Genomic DNA, 23,026 nt, shown 5'->3' with positions numbered 1-23,026 from the left:
TTGAACGAACTTCCGAGGCCCGAATGCACCGCCTTGCCCTGACTGCTGTTTGTCTGACCGCGCTGGCCGCCTGCCAGCCCGAGGTGCCCGATTCCGCGCGTGGGGTCGGGTTTGAAAGCTATTCCGACTACATGCGCCGCCGTGACGCGCAACTGGCCGATGGTGGGCAGCCCATGGTCAGCGGCCCCGCGATCAGCACCGAGTCCGTCTCTGCCAGCCCTATCGGCGGCACCTTGCCGACCACGCCACTGGCAACCACACCGCTGGCAACCGCCTCGGCCCTGCCCGAGGGGGCGCGGCCGCGTGGCGATGCACCGGCCGGTATCCGGACCGAAGGGGGCGAGATGGCCCGTTCCGGGATTTCCGACGAGCAGGAGTTTTCCGCCGTCGCCTCGCGCGAGACCATCGAATCCGATGCCGAGCGCCTGCGCCGTCAGCGCGAGCAGTATGTGGTCGTGCAGCCCACGGCGCTGCCGCAGCGCAGCGGGGATGTCGGTCCGAATATCGCGCAGTTCGCCACATCGACCAGCCATGCACCGGGAACCAAGATGTACAGCCGGTCGGGCATCCGGTTCCGCAGCTATGAACAGGCCTGTGCACCGTTTTCCTCGGCCGACCTGGCCCAGATCGAATTCCTGCGTCGCGGCGGCCCCCAGCGTGATCCGATGGGCGTAGATCCCGACGGGGACGGTTTTGCATGTGGCTGGGATCCGCGCCCCTTCCGGGCCGGTCTGAACTAGGTGGCCGCGCCTTCGCCGAATTTCGGCGAACGGCGGGACGGCCTGCGCCCGTCGCTTGTGGTCGTGCACTACACCGCCATGGAAAGCTGTGCGGCTGCACGGGATCGGCTGTGCGACCCCGCCTCCGAGGTTTCTGCGCATTGGTTGATCTCTGAGACCGGCGCAGTCGATGCGCTGGTGCCCGAGACCAAGCGCGCCTGGCACGCCGGGGCCGGGGAATGGGGCGGGCAGGGCGACATCAATTCGCGCTCGATCGGTATCGAACTGGCCAACCGAGGCGACCACCCCTTTCCCGAACCACAGGTTCTCGCGCTGGAGCAGCTTTTGCGCGGGATCCTGGCGCGCTGGCGCATTCCGCCCCAGGGCGTGATCGGCCATTCCGACATGGCGCCGGGGCGCAAGGCGGATCCGGGCGCGCGTTTCGACTGGCGCAGGCTGGCACGCGCGGGGCTTTCGGTTTGGCCCGACGAGGGCGGCGCGGCACCGCCTGCCGCCTTTGATGCGGCGGCGCGGGCCTTTGGCTATCCGGCCGCAGTGTCCCCTGAACTGCGGCTTTCGGCGTTTCGTCTGCGGTTCCGGCCATGGGCCAAGGGGCCGACGGATGCCAGGGACGCCGCCATGGCGCTGGATCTGGCGCGGCGCTTTGCGCCCTAGCTAGCGTGGGGTGCCCATCATCAGCACCCAGGTCAACTGCCCGGCAGAGGTCGTGGTCAGGCCAAGCGCGGCTTCGGTCGCGTCGGCAGCCAGGACGTTCTTGCGATGGCCCGGCGAGCGCATCCAGTAGAACATCGCCTGTGGGGCGCTGTGAAAGCCAAGCCCCAGATTCTCGGCCACCATCCGGTAATCATACCCGGCCCGCAAGGCGCGGATGCCGGGGCGCGACCCGTCAGACCCTTGATGCCCCAGAAAGGCCCGCTGCGCATTGTCGCAGGCGTGGGAATGGGCGGCGGCGGCCAGCCGGGCATCCGGGCGCACCGGACGCAGGCCCGCATCGGCGCGTGCACGGTTGATTTCGGCCAGCAAGGCCGCCTGTTCCTGCACAAGGGCCGGATCGGCGGCGCAGATATATGCAGGCGCCATGGCCAGAACGGAGGGGCGCGGCGCAGAGGTGCTGGTCACGCTGACGCAACCTGTCAGCAAGGCCAGGAACACGACAAGACTCGGGCGGTGCACTCCAACCTCCTTCGACGGTACCCTGCACCGCTAAGCAGGTATTGGGGCCAAATTTCGACGCGATGGCGGCGTTTCGTGTCACCGGCGCCCTTGCACCAGCACCCAGACATTGCGGCCCTTCGCCGTGCGGCTCAGGCCAAGACCGGCCTCGGTCAGGGCCGGGTTCAGCAGATTTGCCCTGTGGCCGGGTGAACGTGCCCAGAAATCGACCATGGCCTGAACGGTTGCATGGCCAAGGCCCGTGTTCTCTGCCGCGTCCCGATAGTCATACTGCCCGCGTCGAAGGCGCTGGGCCAGATCAGAGCCATCGGACCCGGTATGGCTGTAACTGCTGCGCGCGGCATTGTCGCAGGCATGTGCCTGTGCAACCAGCGCCAGCTGTCGGTTGGCCTGCAACGCGCGGATCCCGGCCCCGGCCCGCAGGCGATTGACCGCAGCCAGAACCTCAGCCTCGGTCTTGGTGGCGAGTGTTGCCGCACAGGTGCCTTGCGCCAGGGCGGGCGCGGTGCTGGCGAGACCGGCCAGCAGCAAGGACAGTACAAGGGCAAGGCGCATCTTGAACGCTCCGCTGATGTCGGCAGAAAGGGCGGGCAGTGGTTGCCCGCCCCCCGTCATCATGCCAGCATGGCCATCGGGCTTTCCAGCAGATCGACAACGGCCTTGAGGAACTCGGCCCCCAATGCGCCGTCGATCACCCGGTGATCGACCGAAAGCGTCATCGACATGACGGTGGCCACGCCCAGACTGCCATCGGCCTTGACCACGGGCTGTTTCAGCCCGGCGCCCACCGCCAGGATCGAGCCGTGGGGCGGGTTGATCACGGCATCGAAATTCTCGATCCCGAACATGCCCAGGTTCGATATGGCCATCGAGCCGCCAACATATTCATGCGGCGCCAGTTTCTTGGTGCGCGCGCGGGCGGCCAGATCCTTCATTTCGGCGGACAGGGCCGACAGCGATTTCAGATGCGCATCCTTGATCACAGGGGTGAACAGCCCGCCCTCGACAGCCACGGCCACTGCGACGTCGGATGGCTTGAGCCGATAGATGCGGTCGCCTGCCCATACCGCGTTGGCATCTGGCACCTGTTGCAGCGCCATCGCGCAGGCCTTGATGATGAAGTCGTTGACCGACAGCTTCACCCCACGGCTGGCCACGCTGGCATTCAACTGTTCGCGGAAGGCCATCAGCGCATCCAGACGCACACCGCGCCGCAGGTAGAAATGCGGGATCGTCTGCTTGGCCTCGGACAGGCGCGCGGCAATGGTGCGGCGCATTCCGTCAAGCGTGACCTCGTCATAGGCGCGGCCGTCCAGCATCCTGGCCACCTGATCGGCGGTTGGGCCTGTGGATGCGGTGGCCTTGGCCGGGGCAGGCGCGGCCTGTGCGGTGGTGGCCGGGGTCGGCGTCGCAGCAGGCCCGGCAGCGGACGCCGGTGCCGGGGCAGGCGTGGCGCTCAGCCCCTCGACATCGGCGCGCACGATGCGGCCATTGGGGCCGGACCCGGCGACGCCGGACAGGTCGATCCCCTTTTCCGCCGCGATGCGCCGCGCAAGGGGCGATGCAAAGACGCGTTTGCCGCCGGTGGCGGCCGGGGCCGGTGCGGCGGCCGGGGCTGCCGTCGTGGCCGGTGTGGCGGCAGCTTCGGGTTTGGCCGGTGCCGATGTTGGCGCCGGTGCAGCGGCGGCCTTGGGCGCAGGGGCCGCGCTGGCGCTTTCGCCATCTTCAAGCAGCGTGGCGATCGGGGTGTTGACCTTGACGCCTTGGGTGCCTTCGGCCACCAGCAGCTTGCCGATGGTGCCTTCATCGACAGCCTCGAATTCCATCGTGGCCTTGTCGGTTTCGATCTCGGCCAGGATGTCGCCGGATTTGACGGTATCGCCCTCGGACACCAGCCATTTGGCGAGTGTCCCTTCCTCCATCGTCGGAGACAGCGCGGGCATCAGGATTTCGGTTGCCATGGTCCCCTCTCCTTAGCGGTAACAGACGGATTTGACGGCCTCGACCACCTCGGCGGTCGTGACAAGCGCGAGCTTTTCGAGGTTCGCGGCATAGGGCATCGGCACGTCCTTGCCGGTGCAGTTCAGGACCGGCGCGTCGAGGTAATCGAAGGCATGGGTCATGAGATAAGCCGACAGATGGTTGCCGATGGCCCCGACGGGGAAACCCTCTTCGACGGTCACGCAGCGGTTGGTCTTCTGCACGCTGGCGACCAGCGTGTCATAGTCGATGGGACGCAGGGTGCGCAGGTCGATCACCTCGGCGCTGATCCCCGCTTTTGCCAGCTGGTCGGCGGCTTCGAGCGCATAGGTCATGCCGATGCCAAAGGACACGATGGTGACATCCGTCCCCTCGCGCCAGATGCGGGCCTTGCCGAAGGGGATGGTGAAATCCTCGAGCACGGGCACGTCGAAGGACTTGCCATAGAGGATCTCGTTTTCCAGAAAGACCACGGGGTTCGGATCGCGGATTGCCGATTTCAGCAGACCTTTGGCATCGGCAGCGGAATAGGGCATGACGACCTTGAGGCCGGGAATCTGCGCATACCACGCCGCGTAATCGTGGCTGTGCTGGGCGCCCACGCGGGCAGCGGCACCGTTGGGGCCACGGAATACGATGGGGCTGCCCATCTGGCCACCCGACATGTAAAGCGTCTTTGCCGCCGAATTGATGATATGGTCAATCGCCTGCATGGCGAAGTTGAAGGTCATGAATTCGACGATCGGTTTCAGCCCGCCCCAGGACGCGCCCACACCGATGCCGGCAAAGCCGTGTTCGGTGATCGGCGTGTCGATCACCCGCTTGGCGCCGAATTCATCCAGCAGACCCTGCGAGATCTTGTAGGCGCCCTGGTATTCACCGACTTCCTCGCCCATCAGAAAGACGGTCGGATCGCCGCGCATTTCTTCGGCCATGGCCTCGCGCAAGGCTTCGCGCACGGTCATGGTCTTGGTCGGTGTCCCGGCTGGGTAGTCGGGTGCGACGGTCTTGACCGCGACAGGCGCGGCCGGCGCAGGTTGTGCCGGGGCGGGAGCCGCAGCTGCCAGGGCGGCAGCCGCGGTGGCCGCAGGCGCGGGGGCAGCGGCTGGCGCCGCTGCGGGCGCGCTGGCGTCGGCGCTTTCGCCCTCTGCGATCAGCGTGGCGATGGGGGTGTTGACCTTCACGCCTTGGGTGCCTTCGGCCACCAGCAGCTTGCCGATGGTGCCTTCATCGACAGCCTCGAATTCCATCGTGGCCTTGTCGGTTTCGATCTCGGCGATGATCTGGCCGGATTTGACGGTATCGCCCTCGGACACCAGCCATTTGGCCAATGTGCCTTCCTCCATCGTGGGAGAAAGTGCGGGCATCAGGATTTCAATTGCCATGGTTCTCCCCCCTCAGGCGTAGATGTCGGTCCAGAGTTCCTCGAGCGCGGGCTCGGGGCTCTCTTTGGCGAATTCGGCCGAATCGTTGACGATTGCCTTGATGTCCTTGTCGATCGCCTTGAGGTCGTCGTCGGTGGCATGGCCGCCCTGGATCAGCAGATCGCGCACATGTTCGATGGCGTCGCGTTCGTCGCGCATCTTCTGCACTTCCTCGCGTGTGCGGTATTTCGCCGGGTCGGACATCGAATGGCCGCGGTAGCGGTAGGTCATCATTTCCAGGATATAGGGGCCCTTGCCCGCCCGGCAGTGTGCCACGGCCTTTTCGCCCGCCGCCTTCACCGCCAGCACATCCATGCCATCGACCTGTTCGCCCGGAATGCCGTAGGCGACGCCGCGTTCATACAGCGTGGTGGATTTGGTGGCGCGTTTGACGCTGGTTCCCATGGCATACTGGTTGTTCTCGATGACAAAGATCACCGGCAGATCCCAGAGTTCGGCCATGTTGTAGGTTTCATAGACCTGGCCCTGGTTCGCCGCCCCGTCGCCGAAATAGGTGAAGGTGACATTGTCATTGCCCAGATACTTGTCGGCAAAGGCCAGCCCGGCGCCAAGCGGCACCTGCGCCCCCACGATGCCATGGCCGCCATAGAAATGTTTCTCCTTGGAGAACATGTGCATGGAGCCGCCCTTGCCCTTGGAATAGCCGCCCTCGCGCCCGGTGAGTTCGGCCATCACGCCGCGCGCCTCCATGCCGCAGGCCAGCATATGGCCGTGATCACGGTAGGAGGTGACGCGCTTGTCCCCTTCCTTGGACGAGGCTTCGAGCCCGACGACCACCGCCTCCTGGCCGATGTAGAGATGGCAAAAGCCGCCGATCAGGCCCATGCCATAAAGTTGGCCGGCCTTTTCCTCGAACCGCCGGATCAACAGCATGTCGCGGTAATATTTCAGCAGGTCGTCTTTGGATACGTTCGGCTTGTCGGCCGGCTTCTTCGCTGCCACGGCAAGTCCCTCCCCTCGACTGGTGTGGAATAGTTTAGCGTTAAACTATCCGCAGCCTGTCGATGGGGCAAGTGAAAATGCGGGACAGGCCAAGCCAAGGCCCGCGCTGTCCGGTCATCGGACGGCGCGGGCGGCACGGGGGGATGCCTCCGGCGGGGGTATTTTTGGCAAGATGAACAGGCGGCCGTGGCGGGGCCTCAGGCCTCGCCCCAGAGTGCCACGAATTCGCGCCATTCGCCCTTGTTCATGCCCGAGGCTTCCTGCGTCACGCTTTCGCCGGCCAGGCGGCGCTTTAGCGTCTCGATCGCCTTGGCGGAAAGCGTGGTCCCGCCCATGCGGTAATCCTCGAAGGCGGCATGGGCGAGGGGCACCCAATCCTTGACGCAGGCCGAGATCGCATCGGCATAGACGCGGATTTCGTATTGGGCATGGGCATCGGCGCGCAGGCGCAGGAAGTGGAACAGGTTGTGCAGGTCGGTTTTCCAGTACCACTGGGTATAGATGTTGGCTGGCAGGTTCATCCGGGCCAGTTCGCGGGCCAGTCCCTGCTGGCCGTCCTGGCTCAGCATCGATTCGTAGCTGTCATAGCTTTGCGCCGCATCGCGCTTGAGGATGTCGAGCACCCGCGCGGCCTCGGGGCCATCCAGCACGGCGCCACGGCCCTGGTTGTTGACCCGCGATTGTGCGGCAAGCTGGTCGGGGGCCGGAATGTAGAATTCGCGGTCGAGGATGGAATAGCGCGCGGAGTATTCGTTGACGTTCGCCGTGCGGTGCCGGATCCATTGACGGGCGACGAAGACCGGCAGTTTCACATGCAGCTTGATCTCGCACATCTCGAAGGGCGAGGAGTGCCAGTGCCGCATCAGATAGCGGATCAGCCCTTCGTCATTGCTGACATGTTTCGTGCCGGCGCCGTAGGACACGCGGGCGGCCTGCACGATGGCGGCATCGTCGCCCATGTAGTCGATGACGCGGATGAACCCGTGGTCGAGCACCTGGTGGGCGCGGTAGAGATGCGCCTCCATCCCTTCGGAGACGGCGCGCAGGGTGGGGCGCGGGGTGGCGCGTAGGGCCTCGATCTCGGCGAGCTGTTCGGGGGTAAGCGGCATCGGGGCCTCCGGTCGGCTGTCAGCAGGGGTGGGGGCGGTGGCGCCTCCGACAGTGTCCTTACGTGATCGGGGGCGATTGCGAAAGCCCGTCTGCCCTGTCGGGCGCGAGGTGGGGGGCGGGCTGCGCGACCTTTCTGCACCATGCGCCGCATGGTGTATTCAGCGCCAGATTGACAGGATCGTGAGCCTTGGGCACTGTTTGGCAAAACGACAAAGATCGGGCAGTCATCATGATCAGGAATTTCGCGCCGCTTGCGGCGGCCGCTTTTGTTGCGGCTTGCGGCGGTTCGCCGCTGAATTTTGGCGGCACAGTCCCCGAGCCCACCCCGCCGGGCGAGATCGGCGAAGACGCGCCGATCACCGGAATCGAGGTTCCCGAGGTCGTCGCGCAGCATCTCAAGACCGCGACCTACAGCCCCGGCGCACCGACGATGCAGATTGATCTGCGCACGCTGGACGGCACGCCGCTGGCCGCGACCTATCGGCGCGCGGCGGCTTTTGACGCGGCGGGGTTCGAGGCCTATACCGTGCAGGAAACCCGGTCGCAGCGGCAGTTTCTGGCGTTGTTCAAGCGTGGCGCCGCCGTCGAGGCGGGGGTGGTGGCGGATGGTGGGCAGTTCGTCAACTATTTCGGCGGTGCAACCTTTGCGCGGTTGCAGCCCTTTACCCTGCCCACGCCGATGACGCCTGCGCCGACCCCGAGCAACCCGACGCCACAACCGACCCTGTTGGCCACCTACACCGGCGGCTACATCGGGGTGCTGAATCGTGGCACGGCGGTGCCGCATCCGGGCACGCCGTTTGACCCGCATCGTTCGGACCGGGTGACCGGCGAGGTGATGATGAATGCCGATTTCAACGCGCAGAACATGTCGGTCAACGGTGGGGTGCGCGGTCGGCAGGTTGTCGATACCGGCGAGGCGCTCAAGGATATTTTCTTCGAGGTCACGCAGATCACGCCGCAAGGGGCCTTTTCGGGGGTGATCAAATTCGATCCGCGCACGGTTGTCGGCAATTATGCCGGGGTCTTTGGCGGTGCGGGTGCGGCCGAGGTGGCGGGCGCCACCATCCTGCGGCCGATCGAGGGGGATCCGACCACGCGCGAACATGGCGCCTTTGTGCTGCCGAAATGCGCACCGGGCGACGCGGCCCCGTGCCCCTGACGCTGTCGGGTCTGCGACGGGCGGCGCTGGCCGGGATGATCGGCCTGCTGGCCTCGTCCGTGGCAGCCCAGACCGTGAGCATCAGCGCCGAAGAGGCACGCGCCGGTCTGCGGCAGGCCATGGCCGACGGGAGGCTGGATGTTGCCGAACCCTTGGCGCAGGCGATCCTGCGGCGGACACCGCAGGACTATGCCGCACATGCCGCGCTGAGCCAGATCGCTTTGCAGCGGGGCGATGTCGTCCTGGCGGACCGCGCCGCACGGCAGGCGGTGGCTCATGCGCGGTCGCCTCGCGACAGGTTCGAGGCGGCGCTTTTGCGGGCGCGTGTGACCGAGCAGGCAGATGGCCCGCTGGCGGGTGTCGCGGCGATGTACTGGACACGCCGCGCGGCAGAACTGGCGCCGCATCCGGCCTATCGGTCGGCGGCGGTCGGCGAGTTGCAGCGCATCCGGGGCGAGGCGCGGTTGCAACTGAATCTGGGGGTCTCCGTGTCGCCCAGCAGCAATGTGAACAATGGCAGCCGCGAGACCTATATCGAATTGCCGGGCTGGGGCGGGCTGGCGTGGTTGTTGTCGCCGCAAAGCCGGGCCTTGTCGGGCTGGGTGGCCGAAGCGACGGTGTCCGGGCGATACCGTCTGGCGGAAAGCCCGGTGTCGGCGCGATATGTGCGGTTCGCCGCGCAGCAGCGCAAGGTGCGCCTGTCCGGTGCCTCGCGGCGCCTGCTGGACGATTGGCGGGCGTGGCAGGTTGCGGCGGGCAATGCGCCCCCGCCGGATCCCGACTATGACTTTGCCGCCGTCGAGGCGGGCGTTCAACAGATCATGGTGCTGGGCAAGGGGCAGGCGGCCTTTGGGGCGACCCTGGGACACAACTGGTTCGGGGGGCGGGATCTGTCGGACTATCTGCGGCTGGATGCGCAGCTTGAACAGGCCGTGGCGCCGGGGGTGATGCTGTTTGGCACCGCGCAAGCGGAACGGCAGTGGCGCAAGGGGGCGGCCGATCCGGTGGTCGATACGCTGACCCTGCAAGCCGGTGCGGTGCGGCACCTCGAGTCCGGTGCCCGTCTGCGCCTGAGCCTTGGCGCGCGCCACACCGAAGCGGCCAGCCTGGACACCCGGCACAAGGCGCTGATGGGCCGGATCGGCTGGGAACCCGCCACGCCGATGGCCGGGGTGCGGATTGAAACCTCGCTGGGCATCGAGGGGCGCAGATATGATCCGTCGATGCTGGCACCGCAGGGGCGGCGCGATTTGCGGCTGGATGCCGGCGTTTCCGTGACATTCCAGAAACTCGACTACATGGGGTTTGCCCCCATGGTGGATCTGCGGGCCAGCCGCAACGCCTCCAACGTGAAGCTGTATGACGGGCGCGATCTGGGCATCGCCTTCGGGATCCGGTCGGTGTTCTAGGCACGGGTGGTGTCCTGTGGCGGCCGTGCCTATGTTCCAGTGACGGAACAAAGGAGACCGCCATGTCGATCCGCTATCTGCACACCATGGTCCGCGTGCTGGATCTGGAAAAATCCATCGCCTTCTATGCCTTGCTGGGCCTGACCGAAACCCGCCGCATCGACAGCGAGCAAGGGCGCTTCACGCTGGTGTTCATGGCGCCGCCGGGACAGCCGGACTGCCCTGTGGAACTTACGTGGAACTGGGATGGCGACGAAGGATTGCCCAGCGATTCCCGTCACTTCGGGCATCTTGCCTATGAGGTTGACGATATTTATGCCACCTGCGCCCATTTGCAGGCCAATGGCGTGACGATCAACCGCCCGCCCCGCGATGGCCGCATGGCCTTTGTGCGCAGCCCGGACAATGTATCGGTCGAGCTGTTGCAAAAGGGAGCGGCCAAGGCAGCGCAGGAACCATGGGCCAGCATGGCCAATACCGGGCATTGGTAAGCGGACGGGCGGTCGCTGCTGCCCCTGCCGGCCTTGTCGGTCGGGGGTGGCAGGCGGCGCGGCCCGGTGCGCGCAAGGGGCAGGGCGGATCGGGGGGCCGGATCGGGCAACAGATTGTTTCCAGCCGGATCGCCCGTGCCACAGGTCTGCCGTATTGTTTGCACACATCTTCCATGATGCAACTTCAGCTATGGGCCTATGCGACGCTGGCCCGTGACCGGCTCCGAAGGCAGTATCATGATCGACGAGACGACACTGACCGCCGCCGGAATGTCCGGCATCCGCCAGGCCTGGCTTGAGCGGCTGGAAGATCTGGCCGAGGACAGCGGGTATTTCGAACCGCTGGGGCCGCGCCATTGGGCCTATTTCGCCGACGAGGGGCCCACTCTGCTGGTCAGCTTTCAGACCATCCAGTCGCTGGAATCGCGCGACCCCGGCGTCATGCCAGAGCCTCAGCGCGTTGCCGAGGCGCAGGGCTGGTCGCAACTGTGCCTGTTGTCGGACGGCGAGACCTGGTTCCGCGACCGGCGGGTCTGGGGGTATTTCGACCGTCTGATCGACGAAGGGTTCTTCGAGGATTTCGACCGGGTGGTATTTCACGGCGCGGGCATGGGCGGTTATGCGGCCTGTGCGTTCAGCGTCGCGGCGCCAGGGGCGAGCGTTCTGGCGATCCGCCCCGTGGCGACGCTGGCGCCGGTGGTGGCGGGGTGGGACCGCCGTCACATGGCGGCGCGGCGGCTGGACTTCTCCAGCCGGTTCGGCTTTGCGCCGGATATGGTCGAAGGGGCGGGGCCGGTGGCGCTGATCCACGATCCGGCGGTGCCGGAGGATGCCATGCACAGCGCATTGTTCCGCCGTCGCCATGTCGTGCCGCTGGCCTGTCGATACCTTGGTGCGCAGCCCGAGCAGGCGTTGGCGGATATGGGGGTGCTGGAACCGCTGTTGCTGGCCGCGGCCGAGCGGCGCCTGACCGGGGCCTTGTGGTCCGGGCTGTGGCGCAGGCGGCGCGATCATCTGCCCTGGGTGCGCAACCTTGGCGCCCGGCTGGCCGCCGGCGCCTCGCGGCAGCGCGAGGTCGCGTTCCTGGAGCTTGCAACGCGGCGTTTTCCCCAGGCACCACGCTTTCGCAAGCGGCTGGAAATGCTCACCGCCCCGCCTGCCTGACAGATTCCCCGCCGGAAATTGCTGCAAGGGCTGGCGGCAGACAGGGAACTGGGGTAGGAGCGCGCGTGCCGCAAGCTGGAGACTCCCCATGAAAGCTGCCGTCATCACCTTTCCCGGATCGAACTGCGACCGCGACCTGGCCGTGGCCTTTGAACAGGCCGGGTTCCAGGTGTCGCGCGTCTGGCACAAGGATAGCGACCTGCCCGCTGGTGCCGATGTCGTGGGTGTGCCCGGCGGTTTCAGCCATGGCGACTATCTGCGCTGTGGTGCGATTGCCGCCCGTGCGCCGATCATGGCGGCCGTCCATCGCCACGCCGAACGGGGTGGGTTCGTGCTGGGGATCTGCAACGGCTTTCAGGTGTTGACCGAAGCGGGCCTTTTGCCGGGCGCCTTGATGCGCAATGCCGGGCTGAAGTTCGTCTGCAAGCCGGTCGTGCTGAAAGTGGAAACGGTGGACAGCGCCTTTACCACCGACTACGCGCCGGGCCAGCACCTGACCGTGCCAGTGGCGCATCACGACGGCAATTATCAGGCCGATGCCGACACGCTGGACCGTTTGGAAGGCGAAGGGCGCGTTGCCTTTACCTATGCCGACAATCCCAATGGATCGGCCCGCGACATTGCAGGGGTTCTTTCGGCCAATCGTCGGGTGCTGGGCATGATGCCGCATCCTGAACGGGCGGCGGATCCCCTGTTGGGCGGCACCGACGGATCGGCGCTGTTCCGCGCGCTGGCAGGGCAGTTGGCCAACGCCTGACCTGCGCGCCTTGCCGCTGCTGCCTGCGGGCCCTAGAGTGTGGCCATGAGCGGGCCAACGGATTTCGAGATCGACGCACAGGGGGGCAAGCGGCGAACGCTGGTCCTGCGCACGGTGGCCTTTGCCATCGTCGGGGTGGCGGTGGCCGTTGTCTGGTTCACCCACCAGTTCCTGACCGAGCGTTTCACCGAAGCCACGCGGAACCGATCCGAGCTGCGGCTGGCGCTTTATACCGGCAACCTGATGTCCGAATTGCAGCGCAACTCGGTGGTGCCGCTGTTGCTGGCGCGTGACCCCGCGCTGACGGGGGCGCTGGACAAGGGCGATTATTCCGTCACCTCGCAGCGGCTGATCATGTTGCAGGGGGAACTGGGCACCGCGTCGATGGTGCTGCTGGATGGGGACGGCCGCACGGTTGCCGCCACCGATCGGAACCGGCTGGGCACAAATCACCGTCATCAGCCCTATTTCGTCGAGGCGCAGCGCGCCAAGGACACGGTATTTTCGGCCTGGCGCCGCGAAACGGGGGGCTATGGCTTTACCTTCTCGCGCGCCCTTGTGGCCGGGGGCAAGGCGCGCGGGGTCATCGTGGTCGAAGTCGATCTGATGAAATACGAACGCTCCTGGGCCGGATTTGCCGATGCGGTTGCCGTGGTTGACAGCGAAGCGCATGTCGTATTGGCGACAGAGCCGCGCTGGCGCGGGTTGTCGCTGGACGAGGCCTTGGCGGTGCGGGATCCGCCCTCGGCCATCGAACGGGCGTTGCAGGTGACGTCCGACTGGACGCAGGCCCCGCCCGATGCCCGGCTGCGCGGAGAGGCCGTGATGCGGACAGAGGCGCGGGTGCCGTTCCGGGGATGGCGGATCGTCATGTTCTCGCGTTACGATCCGGTGCGCGAGCGGGTGAATGCCTTTCTGGCCATGGAAATCATGGCCTTTGCCTTGCTGACGGCGGGCGGGTTCTATCTGATGTCGCGCCGCGCCCGCTTGCAAAGCCGCGAATTTCAGCGCGAGTCGGCGGAACTGCGGCTGCTCAACGCGCGTTTGAAACGCGAGATCGCCGAGCGGGAGCGGATGCAACAGAACCTGGCCGTAGCAGAACAGACACTGGCCCAATCGTCGAAACTGGCGGTTCTGGGCGAGATGTCGGCTGCGGTCAGCCATGAACTGAACCAGCCGCTGGCCGCGATGAAAACCTATCTGGCCGGGGCGCGCCTGCTGCTGCAACGGCGCAAGCCGGACGAGGCGCTGGCCAGCTTTCAGCGCATCGACGATCTGATCGACCGGATGGGTGCGATCACGCGGCAGTTGAAATCCTATGCCCGCAAGGGCGGAGAAGCCTTTGCGCCGGTGGATTTCAAGGCCTGTATCGGCGAGGCGCTGTCGATGATGGAGCCGCAACTGAAACCCCGTCGCGTGCGGATCAGCCGCAGCCTGCCGCGTGCGCCGGTGATGGTGATGGCCGATCGCATCCGGCTGGAACAGGTGATCGTGAACCTGCTGCGCAACGCATTGGATGCAACGCGCGATGTGACTGATCCGCGGATCGACATCATCCTGAGCGCAGAGGATACCGCAACCCTGACCGTGCAGGACAACGGCCCCGGCATCACCGATCTGGACAAGCTGTTCGAACCGTTCTGGACGACCAAGAAGCCCGGCGAGGGCGTGGGTCTTGGCCTGGCCATCTCGTCTGGCATCGCCGCGGATCTGGGCGGGCGCCTGACCGCACGCAATGGTGAAGGGGGCGGCGCTGTCTTTGACCTGTCGCTTCCCCTATTGGACACGAACGCAAATGCAGCCGAGTGAGGACATATGGCACGGGCGATGAAGGTGGCGATCGTTGACGATGAGGCGGATATGCGCGCCTCGATCAGCCAGTGGCTGGCGCTGTCGGGGTTCGATACCGAAACCTACCCCTCGGCCGAAGATGCGCTGAAGGCGATCGGGCCAGAGTTTCCGGGCGTCGTGATTTCCGACATCAAGATGCCGGGAATGGATGGCATGGCGCTGCTCAAGCGCCTGATGGGTATGGATTCGGGCCTGCCGGTGATCATGATTACCGGCCATGGCGACGTCCCCATGGCCGTCGAGGCGATGCGGGTGGGGGCGTTCGACTTTCTGGAAAAGCCGTTCAACCCTGACCGGATGACCGATCTGACCAAACGGGCAACCAATCAGCGCCGCCTGACGCTGGACAACCGGGCCTTGCGGCGCGAATTGTCCGACGGCACCACGCTGATGAAAAAGCTGATCGGGACCAGCGCGGCGATGGAGCGCCTGCGCGAGGATATCCTCGATCTGGGGCAGGCCGACAGCCATGTGCTGATCGACGGGGAAACCGGCACCGGCAAGACGCTGGTGGCCCATGCGCTGCACGCTGTCGGGCCGCGCGCCAGCCGCAAGTTCGTGACGATTTCCTGTGCGGCCTATTCGGAACAGGCGCTGTCGGACCGGCTGTTCGGGCCGGTCGCCGAAGGTGCCGGGCTGCCCTTGGTCGAGGAGGCGCGGGGCGGCACCCTGTGCCTGGAGGATATCGAGGCGCTGCCGAACCCGTTGCAGGCGCGGCTGCTGACGGTGATCAACGAACAGGGCACGCCGCCCGAAACCCGGATCATTGCGCTGTGCAACGAACATGCCCCGGACAAGACGCTGGAAGATGTTCTGCGCCCCGATCTCTATTATCGGCTTGGCGCCATGAAGATCACCCTGCCGCCGCTGCGGACACGTGGCGAGGATATTCTGACGCTGTTCACCCGCATGTCGGAACAGTTCGCCGAGGAATATGGCTGTGATGCCCCGCAAGTCACCGCGCAAGAGGCCGCCCAGCTATTGCAGGCGCCATGGCCGGGCAATGTGCGCCAGTTGGTCAATATCGCCGAGCGGGCCGTGTTGCAGAACCGGCGCGGCTCTGGGTCCATCGCGTCGCTGCTGATGGCCGACAACGAGGCATCCGACACCGGCGCCATGACGACCGAGGGCAAACCGCTGAAGGAATATGTCGAGGCATTCGAGCGGATGCTGATCGACAACACCATGCGCCGCCACAAGGGCAGCATCGTCGCGGTGATGGAGGAACTGTGCCTGCCGCGTCGGACATTGAACGAGAAAATGGCGAAATATGGCCTGCAACGGCAGGATTACGTCTGATCGTATCCGGCGGCCAGTCGGCAGTCGCGCGGCCGGCCCGAGGAGCCGCCGGAAACGGCGGGCCTGCTGCGGGGCGGTGGAACGCTGGCGCATGATGGGCGGTGCCCTGCCGCTGCGGCTGGGAATATCCCTTGAAAATAGCCCATTGTGTTCGCCTCCCCTTTCCCGGTAGGGTCGCAACACGCGGGGCCACGGCCCCGCCCGCAATTCTCTGCGCATTGTCTGCCGGGCGGCCCAGTGCTGCTAGGTCAACGATACCGCAGCCGGAATGGCCGCAAGGCCGCAAGTTGCCCGAAGGTCCAAAAGCCGACGGGACGAAACAGTCGGGCGTCGCAAGACCCCCGGAGAGAGCCACGATGGTGCGAGACGGATCGGCGCAGAGGATGACGGGGCGGCCCATGGCCGCGCCGCCCGAGTGCCCCGCCCGGCGCCTTCCCCAGACAAGTCACCCTCTTTCAACCGCTGGTCTGTCCGGTGTCCCGACAGGGGCGCCGCCGGGCAGGCCGGGATTGCAGCGGGGTGCAATGGAATGCAATGGCAAAGAAAATGCTTATCGATGCCACCCACCCGGAAGAAACACGGGTTGTGGTGGTCGACGGAAACAAGGTCGAGGAATTCGACTTTGAGACAGTAAACAAGCGCCAGCTGGCCGGGAACATCTATCTCGCCAAGGTCACGCGGGTGGAACCGTCGCTACAGGCGGCTTTCGTGGATTATGGCGGGAACCGGCACGGGTTCCTGGCCTTTGCCGAAATCCACCCGGACTATTATCAGATCCCGGTGGCAGACCGTAAGGCGCTGATCGAGGAAGAACGCGCCGCGCAGCGCGCCGAGGCGGACGAGGACAATGGCCGCCGCCGCAAGCCGTCGCGCAAGCCCCAGCCAAAGGCTGAGAGTGCGAAAAACCCGGATTCCGTGACCAGCACCGAAATCGGCGCGATGGATGTCGTCGATCTGGGGGATGATGCCGGGGCCGACCTGCTGTTCGGCACCGAGGCTGCGCCGCTTGCGGCCCAGTCCGGCGATGCGCCTGCGCTGCCCGACGCACCGGATGCGGAGAATGGCGACGAGTCCTATCACGCGGTCGATCACGCCTCTGACCTCGACGACGAGATCGAGTCGGTTGCCGAAGAGGACGTGTCCGAGGAAATCCCCGAGCCGCGTCGCGCACGCCCCAAGCGCTACAAGATTCAGGAAGTCGTCAAGGTCCGGCAGATCATGCTGGTTCAGGTCGTCAAGGAAGAGCGCGGCAACAAGGGCGCGGCGCTGACGACCTATCTGTCGCTGGCAGGCCGCTACTGCGTGCTGATGCCGAACACCGCACGCGGCGGCGGCATTTCGCGCAAGATCACCAATGCGGTGGACCGCAAGAAGCTCAAGGAAATCGCTGGCGAGATCGAGGTGCCCGAAGGCGCCGGGCTGATCATCCGCACGGCGGGCGCCAAGCGCACCAAGGCGGAAATCAAGCGCGACTACGAATACCTGTGCCGGCTGTGGGAACAGATCCGCGATCTGACCTTCCAGTCGCACGCACCCGCCCCGATCTATGAGGAGGGCGACCTGATCAAACGCTCGATCCGCGATCTTTACAGCCGCGAGATCGACGAAATCCTTGTCGAGGGGCCCGTGGGCTTCCGCACTGCCAAGGATTTCATGCGGATGATCATGCCGTCCCATGCCGGGGTGGTGCAGCCCTATGCCGACACCCAGCCGCTGTTCGCGCGCTATCAGGTGGAAAGCTATCTTGCAGGCATGTTCAATCCGGTCGTTCAACTGAAATCGGGCGGATACATCGTCATCGGGATCACCGAGGCGCTGGTGGCGATCGACATCAACTCGGGCCGTGCCACCAAGGAAGGCTCGATCGAAGAGACCGCGCTCAAGACCAACCTTGAAGCCGCCGACGAAATCGCCCGCCAGTTGCGCCTGCGCGACCTTGCAGGGCTGATCGTCATCGACTTCATCGACATGGAAGAGCGCAAGAACAACGCCGCCGTCGAAAAGCGCCTGAAAGACAAGCTCAAGACCGACCGCGCGCGCATCCAGGTGGGCCGCATCTCAGGCTTTGGCCTGCTGGAGATGAGCCGTCAGCGCCTGCGTCCGGGGATGCTGGAATCGACGACGCAGCCTTGCCCGCATTGCCATGGCACCGGCCTGATCCGCTCGGACGACAGCCTTGCGCTGGCGATCCTGCGCGCGCTGGAGGAAGAGGGCACGCGCAAACGGTCCAAGGAGGTGCTGGTCAAGGCGCCGATCGGGATCGTGAACTACCTGTTCAACCACAAGCGCGAGCATATCGTCCAGATCGAGACCCGCTATGGCATGGCCGTTCGGATGGAGGCCGATCCCACGCTGATCAGCCCCGATTACGTGATCGACAAGTTCAAGACCGCGACCCGCGTTGTGGCGCCGCTTGCGCCCGTGGTGTCGCATGATGCGTCCGCCATGCCCGAGTTGGAAGACGAGCCGGTCGAGATCGAGATCGAGATCGAAACCGACGAGGTCGAGGCCGTGGTCGCGGATGCCGCAGAGGTGGCCGAGACCGCCGAGGCACCGGCCCCCGAGGCCAAGGACGGCGAAGGGCAGGGCAACGGCAAGAAAAAGCGCCGCCGCCGCCGCCGTCGCCGGGGCGGATCGTCGCAAGAGGCGAATGGCGCCGGTGAGTCCGGTGCCGATGGGGACGACGACAGCGAGGGCGATGACGGTGACGACGGCGAGGCCGATGATGTCGCCGCCGAGCCCGACGTCATTGCCGAGGTGGCGCCGGTGATCGTGCCTGCTGCCGCTCCTGTGCCGGAGGCGCCGGTGGCCGTGGCAGCCGAAGCCGTGATCGCGCCTGCCGAGATCCTCTCCGAAGTGGTCGAGACGGCAGAGCCGCAGCCCGCCGTGGCCGAAGAGGTGGCGCCCGCCAAACCCAAGTCCACCCGGTCACGCAGCAAGACGGCGACGCCCAAGGCCGCGGCCGAGCCCAAAGAGCCGGCCAAGCCCAAGACGACCCGGTCGCGCAGCAAGACGGCGGCGTCCAAGGCGGCCGCGCCGGTTGCCGAAGCAACGGTCGAGGCCGCACCCGAAGCCGAGGTCGAAGCGCCGGCGAAGCCGACACGCAAGCGCAGCACCTCCACCTCGACCAGCCGGTCGCGCAGCAAGGCCAAAGCCGCCGAGGCGGCAGATGCGGTGACTCCGGCCGAGGCGGTCGAAGCTGCGGCGGTTGCTGAAACCAACCCGACCGCTGATGCGCCGGTTGAAGTGGCTGCCGCCGAACCTGCGGCACAGCCCGAGGCGGAGACCACCGAAGGCGAGTCCAAGCCGCGCCGTCGCGGCTGGTGGTCTGCCGCGCGCTGACGGACTTGCAGACGGTCACAGGCCGGGCAGCCACGCCCATGTGACCGTCTGCCCCCGTGACGCGGGCGGCGCGCTGCGCTATGCGTGCCTCTGAACAGCGCCAAGGAGGGGGAATGTTCGGCATCGACCTGATCGACGCGGGTATGTTGCCTGCGCTATTCGTGGCAGCCCTTGCGGGGCTGCTGTCGTTTCTCAGCCCTTGCGTTCTGCCTATCGTGCCGCCCTATCTGGCCTATATGGGCGGCGTTTCCGTCAACCAGATGCAGGGGGCGGAGCGTCGGGGGCCGGTCGTGCTGGCGGCCGGCTTCTTCGTTCTGGGTCTGTCCACTGTGTTCCTGATCCTGGGGATCGCCGCGTCGGCATTGGGACGGGCCTTGCTGCAATACCAGGACTGGTTCGTTACCATCGCCGGGATCGTGATCATGGTCTTTGGCGCGCATTTCGTCGGGGTGTTCCGCATCCCGTTTCTGGACCGCGAGGCGCGGGTGGATGCGGGGGATCAGGGCGGATCGGCATTTGGTGCCTATGTGCTTGGCCTTGCCTTTGCCTTTGGCTGGACGCCCTGTCTGGGGCCGATCCTTGGCGCGATCCTGTCGATGGCCGCGTCCGAGGCCGATCTGGCGCGCGGTACCGTGCTGTTGGGCGGCTATGCCGTGGGACTGGGTATTCCGTTTCTGCTGGTCGCGGCCTTTTTTCCGGCGTTGCAGGGACCGATGGCGTGGATGAAGCGGCATATGGGGCGGATCGAGCGGATCTCTGGTCTGTTGTTGTGGACGGTCGGCCTGATGATGCTGACGGGGCAATTCGCGGCATTTTCGTTCTGGCTGCTCGAAAGCTTCCCCATTCTGGCCACGTTGGGGTGATACCCCGTCGCTGTGCGGATGGCGACCGGGGCCTCCGGCGGGGGTATTTGGGGCAAGATGAAACGGGCAACGCAACAGGGACGGGTGGCGCGGCGGGTGGTGATCTATATCCCCGGCTTCGATCCGTTCCCGCCGCGTCGGTATCGGGAGTTGTACCGCAAGGAAGGCGCAGCGCAGGCGCGGCTGTCGGGCTATGATCTGACGCTGGCGGCTGCCGGGTCGGGCTGGACGGTTCAGGCGCGGATCGAGGGGGCCGAGGTCGAGACCCGGTTCGAGGTGCTGGTCTGGCACGATCTGGTGCAGGCGGCGATGCCGGATGGTATTGCGGCGACCTATGGCCAGATGTTGCGCACGGCCTGGGTCTATTTCGGCACGGGTGCGGTCTGGCCGCTGTTGCGGTTGCGCAAGGGACCGTTGCTTGCCGCCTGTTATCCGGTGGGGATGCTGTTGGGGCAGTTGGCGCTCGCGGGAGGGGCCGGCTGGCTGATCTGCCTGGCGCTGGCGGTCTGGCTGCCGGTCTGGCTGGCTGCGGTTCCGGCGCTGGTCGGGGCCTGGGGGCTGCTGCGGCTGTTCAAACGGTGGGACAGCAAGATCTTTGCCCATTACCTGATGCATGATTTTGCCTATGGCGCTGCCTTGCGCGGCGCCTATGCGCCCGATCTGGAACGGCGGCTGGCGGAATTCGGGGCCAGGACCCGTGCCGCGATGGCGGAAGATGTTGATGAGGTGCTGGTTGTGGGCCATTCCTCGGGGGCCCATCTGGGGGTGTCGGTGTTGGCGGATCTGCTGCGAGAGGGGCTGCCGGACGGTCCGGTGCTGTCGTTCCTGACCCTGGGGCAGGCGGTGCCGATGGTGTCGTTCCTGCCGCAGGCGCAGAGGTTGCGGGCCGATCTGGCGATGATGGCCGGGCAGGGACGGATCCCGTGGGTGGATGTATCGGCGCCGGGAGATGGCTGCACCTATGCGCTGTGCGATCCTGCGGCGGTGACGGGGGTGGCGCCGCCCGATGCGCGATGGCCGCTGGTGTTGTCGGCGGCCTTCAGCCAGACGTTGAGCCCGGCCAGGCGGGCCGAGCTGAAATGGAGGTTCTTTCGCCTGCATTTTCAGTATCTGTGCGCCTTTGACGCCTTGCCGGATGCGCCCGATGCCTATGAATATTTCCGCATCACCGCCGGACCGCTGACCTTGTGGGACAGGATGGGGCGCCGCGTGCCATCGCCAAGCCGAATCGTGACGCCTGTGTCGCGCTACAGGGATGTCGCATGACCCCGCCGAAGCCCGCCAGCCGCCCCGACAAGGTATCCTTGCTGCGCTATCTGCGTCTGTTCCGGGCGGATATTCTGTCAGCCCAGCCGGCCCGATTGTACCGCGCCTGGATGGCAGAGTTCCGCACGCCGTTCTTTCGCAGCTATCTGTGCAACGATCCCGCGCTGGTGGATCTGGTGCTGAAGCAGCGGCCGGATGACTTTCCGAAGTCTGGCCGGATCGGTGAAGGATTGCGGCCGCTGCTGGGCAATTCGGTCTTTCTGACCAATGGCGAGGTGTGGAAACGCCAGCGCCGCATCATCGACCCCGCCTTTGAAGGAGGGCGGCTGCGCGATACCTATCCGGCCATGCTTGCGGCAGGGCAGGCCGCGGTGGCCCGGCTGGCGCCCGGCGTGGTCGAGATGGAGAGCCATACAAGCCATGCCGCAGCGGATGTGATCTTTCGCACGCTGTTCTCGATTCCGATCGAGCACGAGGTCGCGGCGGCGGTGTTCGACCAGTTCCGCGACTATCAGCGGACCCAGCCGATCCTGAACCTTGCCGCCTTTGTTCCCCTGCCGCGTTGGGTGCCGCGCCTGCATCGGCGCCAGACCAGGCGCACCGCCCATGCGATCCGGCGCCTGATCGAACGTCTGACGGCCGAGCGGATGGCGGCGATCAGGGCGGGCACGGCGCCCGACGATCTGGCCACCAAGATCATGACCACGGCGGATCCGGTGAGCGGCGAGCGGTTCGACACCGACGAGATGGTGGATCAGGTGGCGATCTTTTTTCTGGCCGGGCATGAAACCAGTGCCTCTGCCCTGGCCTGGGCGCTGTATCTTCTGGCGACCCATCCCGAGATCCAGGACAGGGTGGCGGCAGAGGCGCAGGTCTTTGCTGCGGATCCGTCCTTTGGCAACCTGTCGAAACTGCGCTTTACCCGCGATGTGTTCCGCGAGACGCTGCGGCTGTATCCGCCTGTGCCGATGATGGTGCGCGAGACGACCCAACCCGAATGTTTCCGTGACCGGGAGGTGACGACGGGCGCTCAGGTTGTGCTGTCGCCGTGGCATCTGCACCGGCATGAACGGTTCTGGTCTGCGCCCGATGATTTCGACCCGGACCGCTGGGGGCGCGACGAGACGCGGGCCTGCGCGCGCAGTGCCTATATGCCATTCTCGGCAGGTCCGCGTGTCTGCACCGGCGCCGGGTTTGCCATGGTCGAGGGCACGCTGCTGCTGGCGCTGATTGCCGGGTCATTCCGCTTGCAGCCGGATGGCCCGCCCCCGGTGCCAGTCGCGCATCTGACCGTTCGCGCCAGGGACGGCATATATCTGCGGCTGTCGCGGCGCGTGGTCAGCGCTGATAGGCACGGTTGAAGCGGGTCTCCAGCCAGCCTGTCAGCCGCACCAGTGGCCACAGGATCATCACATACAGGATGGCGGCGCCGATCAGCGGCGTAGGGTTGGCAAACAGCGCCTGGGCGTCGGTGGCCTGTTTCAGAAGATCGGTCATCGCAACGACAGAGGCCAGCGAGGTATCCTTGATCACGCTGACGCAATTCGAGGCATGGGGCGGGATCACCAGGCGGATCGCCTGCGGCAGGATCACCTTGCGCATCGTGGTCCAGAACCCGAGACCAAGGGCAGAGGCGGCTTCGAACTGGCCTTTTGGCACTGCCTGGATCCCCGCGCGCACCACTTCGGCCGCATAGGCTGCGAGGACCAGCGACAGCGCCACCGCAGCCGCGACGAAAGAGGACAGGACGATCCCGGCAAAGGGCAGGGCGTAGTAGATCAGGATCAGCACCACCAGCACCGGCAGCGCGCGCATCAGATCGGTGTAGATGACCGCAAGCCAGCGGAGTGGTTTTGGCGCATAAAGCCGGACAAGGCTGATCCCGATGCCCAGGGCCGTGCCGCAGACGATCGCCACGGCCCCCAGTAGCAGCGTATTGCCAAGCCCCCGCAACAGGATGGGGATTGACCGCCGCAGGACGTCAAGGTTGAAGAAGATGTCGATCGCGTCCATGATGCCTCCCGGCGGGCGG

20 protein-coding genes are annotated in these 23,026 nt (G+C 66.0%); 13 read left to right on the top strand and 7 right to left on the bottom strand.

The genetic code is table 11. The features are described 5' to 3' along the window. Nucleotides 1–23: 23 nt before the first annotated feature. A complete protein-coding gene (locus BW970_RS10985) occupies nt 24–740 on the top strand; it encodes a hypothetical protein (RefSeq protein WP_076531252.1) in 717 nt (238 codons plus the stop codon). Beyond that, on the top strand, nt 741–1,394 hold the full coding sequence (locus tag BW970_RS10980) for an N-acetylmuramoyl-L-alanine amidase (RefSeq protein WP_076531251.1): 654 nt from the start codon (nt 741–743) through the stop codon (nt 1,392–1,394). Here the strand turns inward: BW970_RS10980 and BW970_RS10975 are convergent, their stop codons facing one another. From BW970_RS10975 to thyX, 6 genes are all read right to left on the bottom strand, one after another. Further along, a complete protein-coding gene (locus BW970_RS10975; protein ID WP_076531249.1) occupies nt 1,395–1,913 on the bottom strand; it encodes a CAP domain-containing protein in 519 nt (172 codons plus the stop codon). It abuts the gene before it with no gap. Nucleotides 1,914–1,991: 78 nt separating this feature from the next. Beyond that, nucleotides 1,992–2,468: a CAP domain-containing protein gene (locus tag BW970_RS10970; RefSeq protein ID WP_076531689.1), complete on the bottom strand. Its 477-nt coding sequence runs from the start codon at nt 2,466–2,468 to the stop codon at nt 1,992–1,994. Between the two features lie 59 nt (nt 2,469–2,527). Then, nucleotides 2,528–3,874, bottom strand: coding sequence for a pyruvate dehydrogenase complex dihydrolipoamide acetyltransferase (locus BW970_RS10965; RefSeq protein WP_076531247.1), 1,347 nt, complete (start codon nt 3,872–3,874; stop codon nt 2,528–2,530). Nucleotides 3,875–3,886: 12 nt separating this feature from the next. Next, complete coding sequence (locus tag BW970_RS10960; RefSeq protein WP_076531246.1) at nt 3,887–5,278, bottom strand: pyruvate dehydrogenase complex E1 component subunit beta; 1,392 nt, start codon at nt 5,276–5,278, stop codon at nt 3,887–3,889. Between the two features lie 12 nt (nt 5,279–5,290). After that, nucleotides 5,291–6,280, bottom strand: a complete 990-nt coding sequence (pdhA, locus tag BW970_RS10955) for a pyruvate dehydrogenase (acetyl-transferring) E1 component subunit alpha (protein WP_076531244.1) — start codon at nt 6,278–6,280, stop codon at nt 5,291–5,293. Between the two features lie 197 nt (nt 6,281–6,477). Further along, complete coding sequence (thyX, locus tag BW970_RS10950; RefSeq protein WP_076531243.1) at nt 6,478–7,389, bottom strand: FAD-dependent thymidylate synthase; 912 nt, start codon at nt 7,387–7,389, stop codon at nt 6,478–6,480. Between the two features lie 230 nt (nt 7,390–7,619). Between thyX and BW970_RS10945 the strand changes: the two genes are divergently transcribed. The 11 genes from BW970_RS10945 (at nt 7,620) to BW970_RS10895 (ending at nt 22,355) form a co-directional block, all read left to right on the top strand. Beyond that, on the top strand, nt 7,620–8,552 hold the full coding sequence (locus BW970_RS10945; protein WP_144038939.1) for a hypothetical protein: 933 nt from the start codon (nt 7,620–7,622) through the stop codon (nt 8,550–8,552). Further along, complete coding sequence (locus tag BW970_RS10940; protein WP_159441434.1) at nt 8,543–9,961, top strand: surface lipoprotein assembly modifier; 1,419 nt, start codon at nt 8,543–8,545, stop codon at nt 9,959–9,961. Before BW970_RS10945 ends, BW970_RS10940 begins: the two co-directional genes overlap by 10 nt. Nucleotides 9,962–10,023: 62 nt before the next feature. Beyond that, the gene (locus BW970_RS10935; RefSeq protein WP_076531238.1) at nt 10,024–10,452 is read left to right on the top strand and encodes a VOC family protein; all 429 of its coding nucleotides are present in this window, start codon (nt 10,024–10,026) and stop codon (nt 10,450–10,452) included. Between the two features lie 237 nt (nt 10,453–10,689). Continuing rightward, a complete protein-coding gene (locus BW970_RS10930) occupies nt 10,690–11,616 on the top strand; it encodes a hypothetical protein (protein WP_076531687.1) in 927 nt (308 codons plus the stop codon). A gap of 88 nt (nt 11,617–11,704) precedes the next feature. After that, the gene (gene purQ / locus BW970_RS10925; protein ID WP_076531237.1) at nt 11,705–12,373 is read left to right on the top strand and encodes a phosphoribosylformylglycinamidine synthase subunit PurQ; all 669 of its coding nucleotides are present in this window, start codon (nt 11,705–11,707) and stop codon (nt 12,371–12,373) included. 45 nt (nt 12,374–12,418) lie between these two features. Next, complete coding sequence (locus tag BW970_RS10920; RefSeq protein WP_083701227.1) at nt 12,419–14,182, top strand: sensor histidine kinase; 1,764 nt, start codon at nt 12,419–12,421, stop codon at nt 14,180–14,182. 6 nt (nt 14,183–14,188) lie between these two features. Continuing rightward, on the top strand, nt 14,189–15,523 hold the full coding sequence (locus BW970_RS10915) for a sigma-54-dependent transcriptional regulator (RefSeq protein ID WP_076531235.1): 1,335 nt from the start codon (nt 14,189–14,191) through the stop codon (nt 15,521–15,523). A gap of 534 nt (nt 15,524–16,057) precedes the next feature. Then, entirely contained in the window at nt 16,058–18,865 is a 2,808-nt protein-coding gene (locus BW970_RS10910; RefSeq protein WP_076531233.1) for an Rne/Rng family ribonuclease, read from the top strand. A 113-nt stretch (nt 18,866–18,978) separates the two neighbouring features. Beyond that, nucleotides 18,979–19,728 carry a cytochrome c biogenesis CcdA family protein gene (locus BW970_RS10905; RefSeq protein WP_076531231.1) on the top strand — a complete coding sequence of 250 codons (750 nt, stop codon included), beginning with the start codon at nt 18,979–18,981 and terminating at the stop codon, nt 19,726–19,728. Nucleotides 19,729–19,785: 57 nt separating this feature from the next. Next, complete coding sequence (locus BW970_RS10900; protein WP_076531228.1) at nt 19,786–20,994, top strand: hypothetical protein; 1,209 nt, start codon at nt 19,786–19,788, stop codon at nt 20,992–20,994. Further along, nucleotides 20,991–22,355, top strand: coding sequence for a cytochrome P450 (locus BW970_RS10895; protein WP_076531226.1), 1,365 nt, complete (start codon nt 20,991–20,993; stop codon nt 22,353–22,355). The genes BW970_RS10900 and BW970_RS10895 overlap by 4 nt, the downstream gene beginning before the upstream one ends. Here the strand turns inward: BW970_RS10895 and BW970_RS10890 are convergent. Further along, entirely contained in the window at nt 22,333–23,007 is a 675-nt protein-coding gene (locus BW970_RS10890; RefSeq protein ID WP_076531224.1) for an amino acid ABC transporter permease, read from the bottom strand. The genes BW970_RS10895 and BW970_RS10890 overlap by 23 nt on opposite strands. Between the last annotated feature and the right edge of the window lie 19 nt (nt 23,008–23,026).

This window comes from Gemmobacter megaterium, assembly GCF_900156815.1.
In the GTDB taxonomy this organism is placed as follows: Bacteria; Pseudomonadota; Alphaproteobacteria; order Rhodobacterales; family Rhodobacteraceae; genus Wagnerdoeblera; species Wagnerdoeblera megaterium.
This window is presented reverse-complemented; position numbering and strand designations above follow the sequence as displayed.

Excerpts from the sequence above, each read along its gene's own strand:
- BW970_RS10985 (WP_076531252.1), top strand. The coding sequence starts at position 24 with ATGCACCGCCTTGCCCTGACTGCTGTTTGTCTGACCGCGCTGGCCGCC.
- BW970_RS10970 (WP_076531689.1), bottom strand. The coding sequence starts at position 2,468 with ATGCGCCTTGCCCTTGTACTGTCCTTGCTGCTGGCCGGTCTCGCCAGC.
- BW970_RS10965 (WP_076531247.1), bottom strand. The coding sequence starts at position 3,874 with ATGGCAACCGAAATCCTGATGCCCGCGCTGTCTCCGACGATGGAGGAA.
- BW970_RS10960 (WP_076531246.1), bottom strand. The coding sequence starts at position 5,278 with ATGGCAATTGAAATCCTGATGCCCGCACTTTCTCCCACGATGGAGGAA.
- thyX (WP_076531243.1), bottom strand. The coding sequence starts at position 7,389 with ATGCCGCTTACCCCCGAACAGCTCGCCGAGATCGAGGCCCTACGCGCC.
- BW970_RS10945 (WP_144038939.1), top strand. The coding sequence starts at position 7,620 with ATGATCAGGAATTTCGCGCCGCTTGCGGCGGCCGCTTTTGTTGCGGCT.
- BW970_RS10935 (WP_076531238.1), top strand. The coding sequence starts at position 10,024 with ATGTCGATCCGCTATCTGCACACCATGGTCCGCGTGCTGGATCTGGAA.
- BW970_RS10930 (WP_076531687.1), top strand. The coding sequence starts at position 10,690 with ATGATCGACGAGACGACACTGACCGCCGCCGGAATGTCCGGCATCCGC.
- purQ (WP_076531237.1), top strand. The coding sequence starts at position 11,705 with ATGAAAGCTGCCGTCATCACCTTTCCCGGATCGAACTGCGACCGCGAC.
- BW970_RS10920 (WP_083701227.1), top strand. The coding sequence starts at position 12,419 with ATGAGCGGGCCAACGGATTTCGAGATCGACGCACAGGGGGGCAAGCGG.
- BW970_RS10915 (WP_076531235.1), top strand. The coding sequence starts at position 14,189 with ATGGCACGGGCGATGAAGGTGGCGATCGTTGACGATGAGGCGGATATG.
- BW970_RS10910 (WP_076531233.1), top strand. The coding sequence starts at position 16,058 with ATGGCAAAGAAAATGCTTATCGATGCCACCCACCCGGAAGAAACACGG.
- BW970_RS10905 (WP_076531231.1), top strand. The coding sequence starts at position 18,979 with ATGTTCGGCATCGACCTGATCGACGCGGGTATGTTGCCTGCGCTATTC.
- BW970_RS10900 (WP_076531228.1), top strand. The coding sequence starts at position 19,786 with ATGAAACGGGCAACGCAACAGGGACGGGTGGCGCGGCGGGTGGTGATC.
- BW970_RS10895 (WP_076531226.1), top strand. The coding sequence starts at position 20,991 with ATGACCCCGCCGAAGCCCGCCAGCCGCCCCGACAAGGTATCCTTGCTG.
- BW970_RS10890 (WP_076531224.1), bottom strand. The coding sequence starts at position 23,007 with ATGGACGCGATCGACATCTTCTTCAACCTTGACGTCCTGCGGCGGTCA.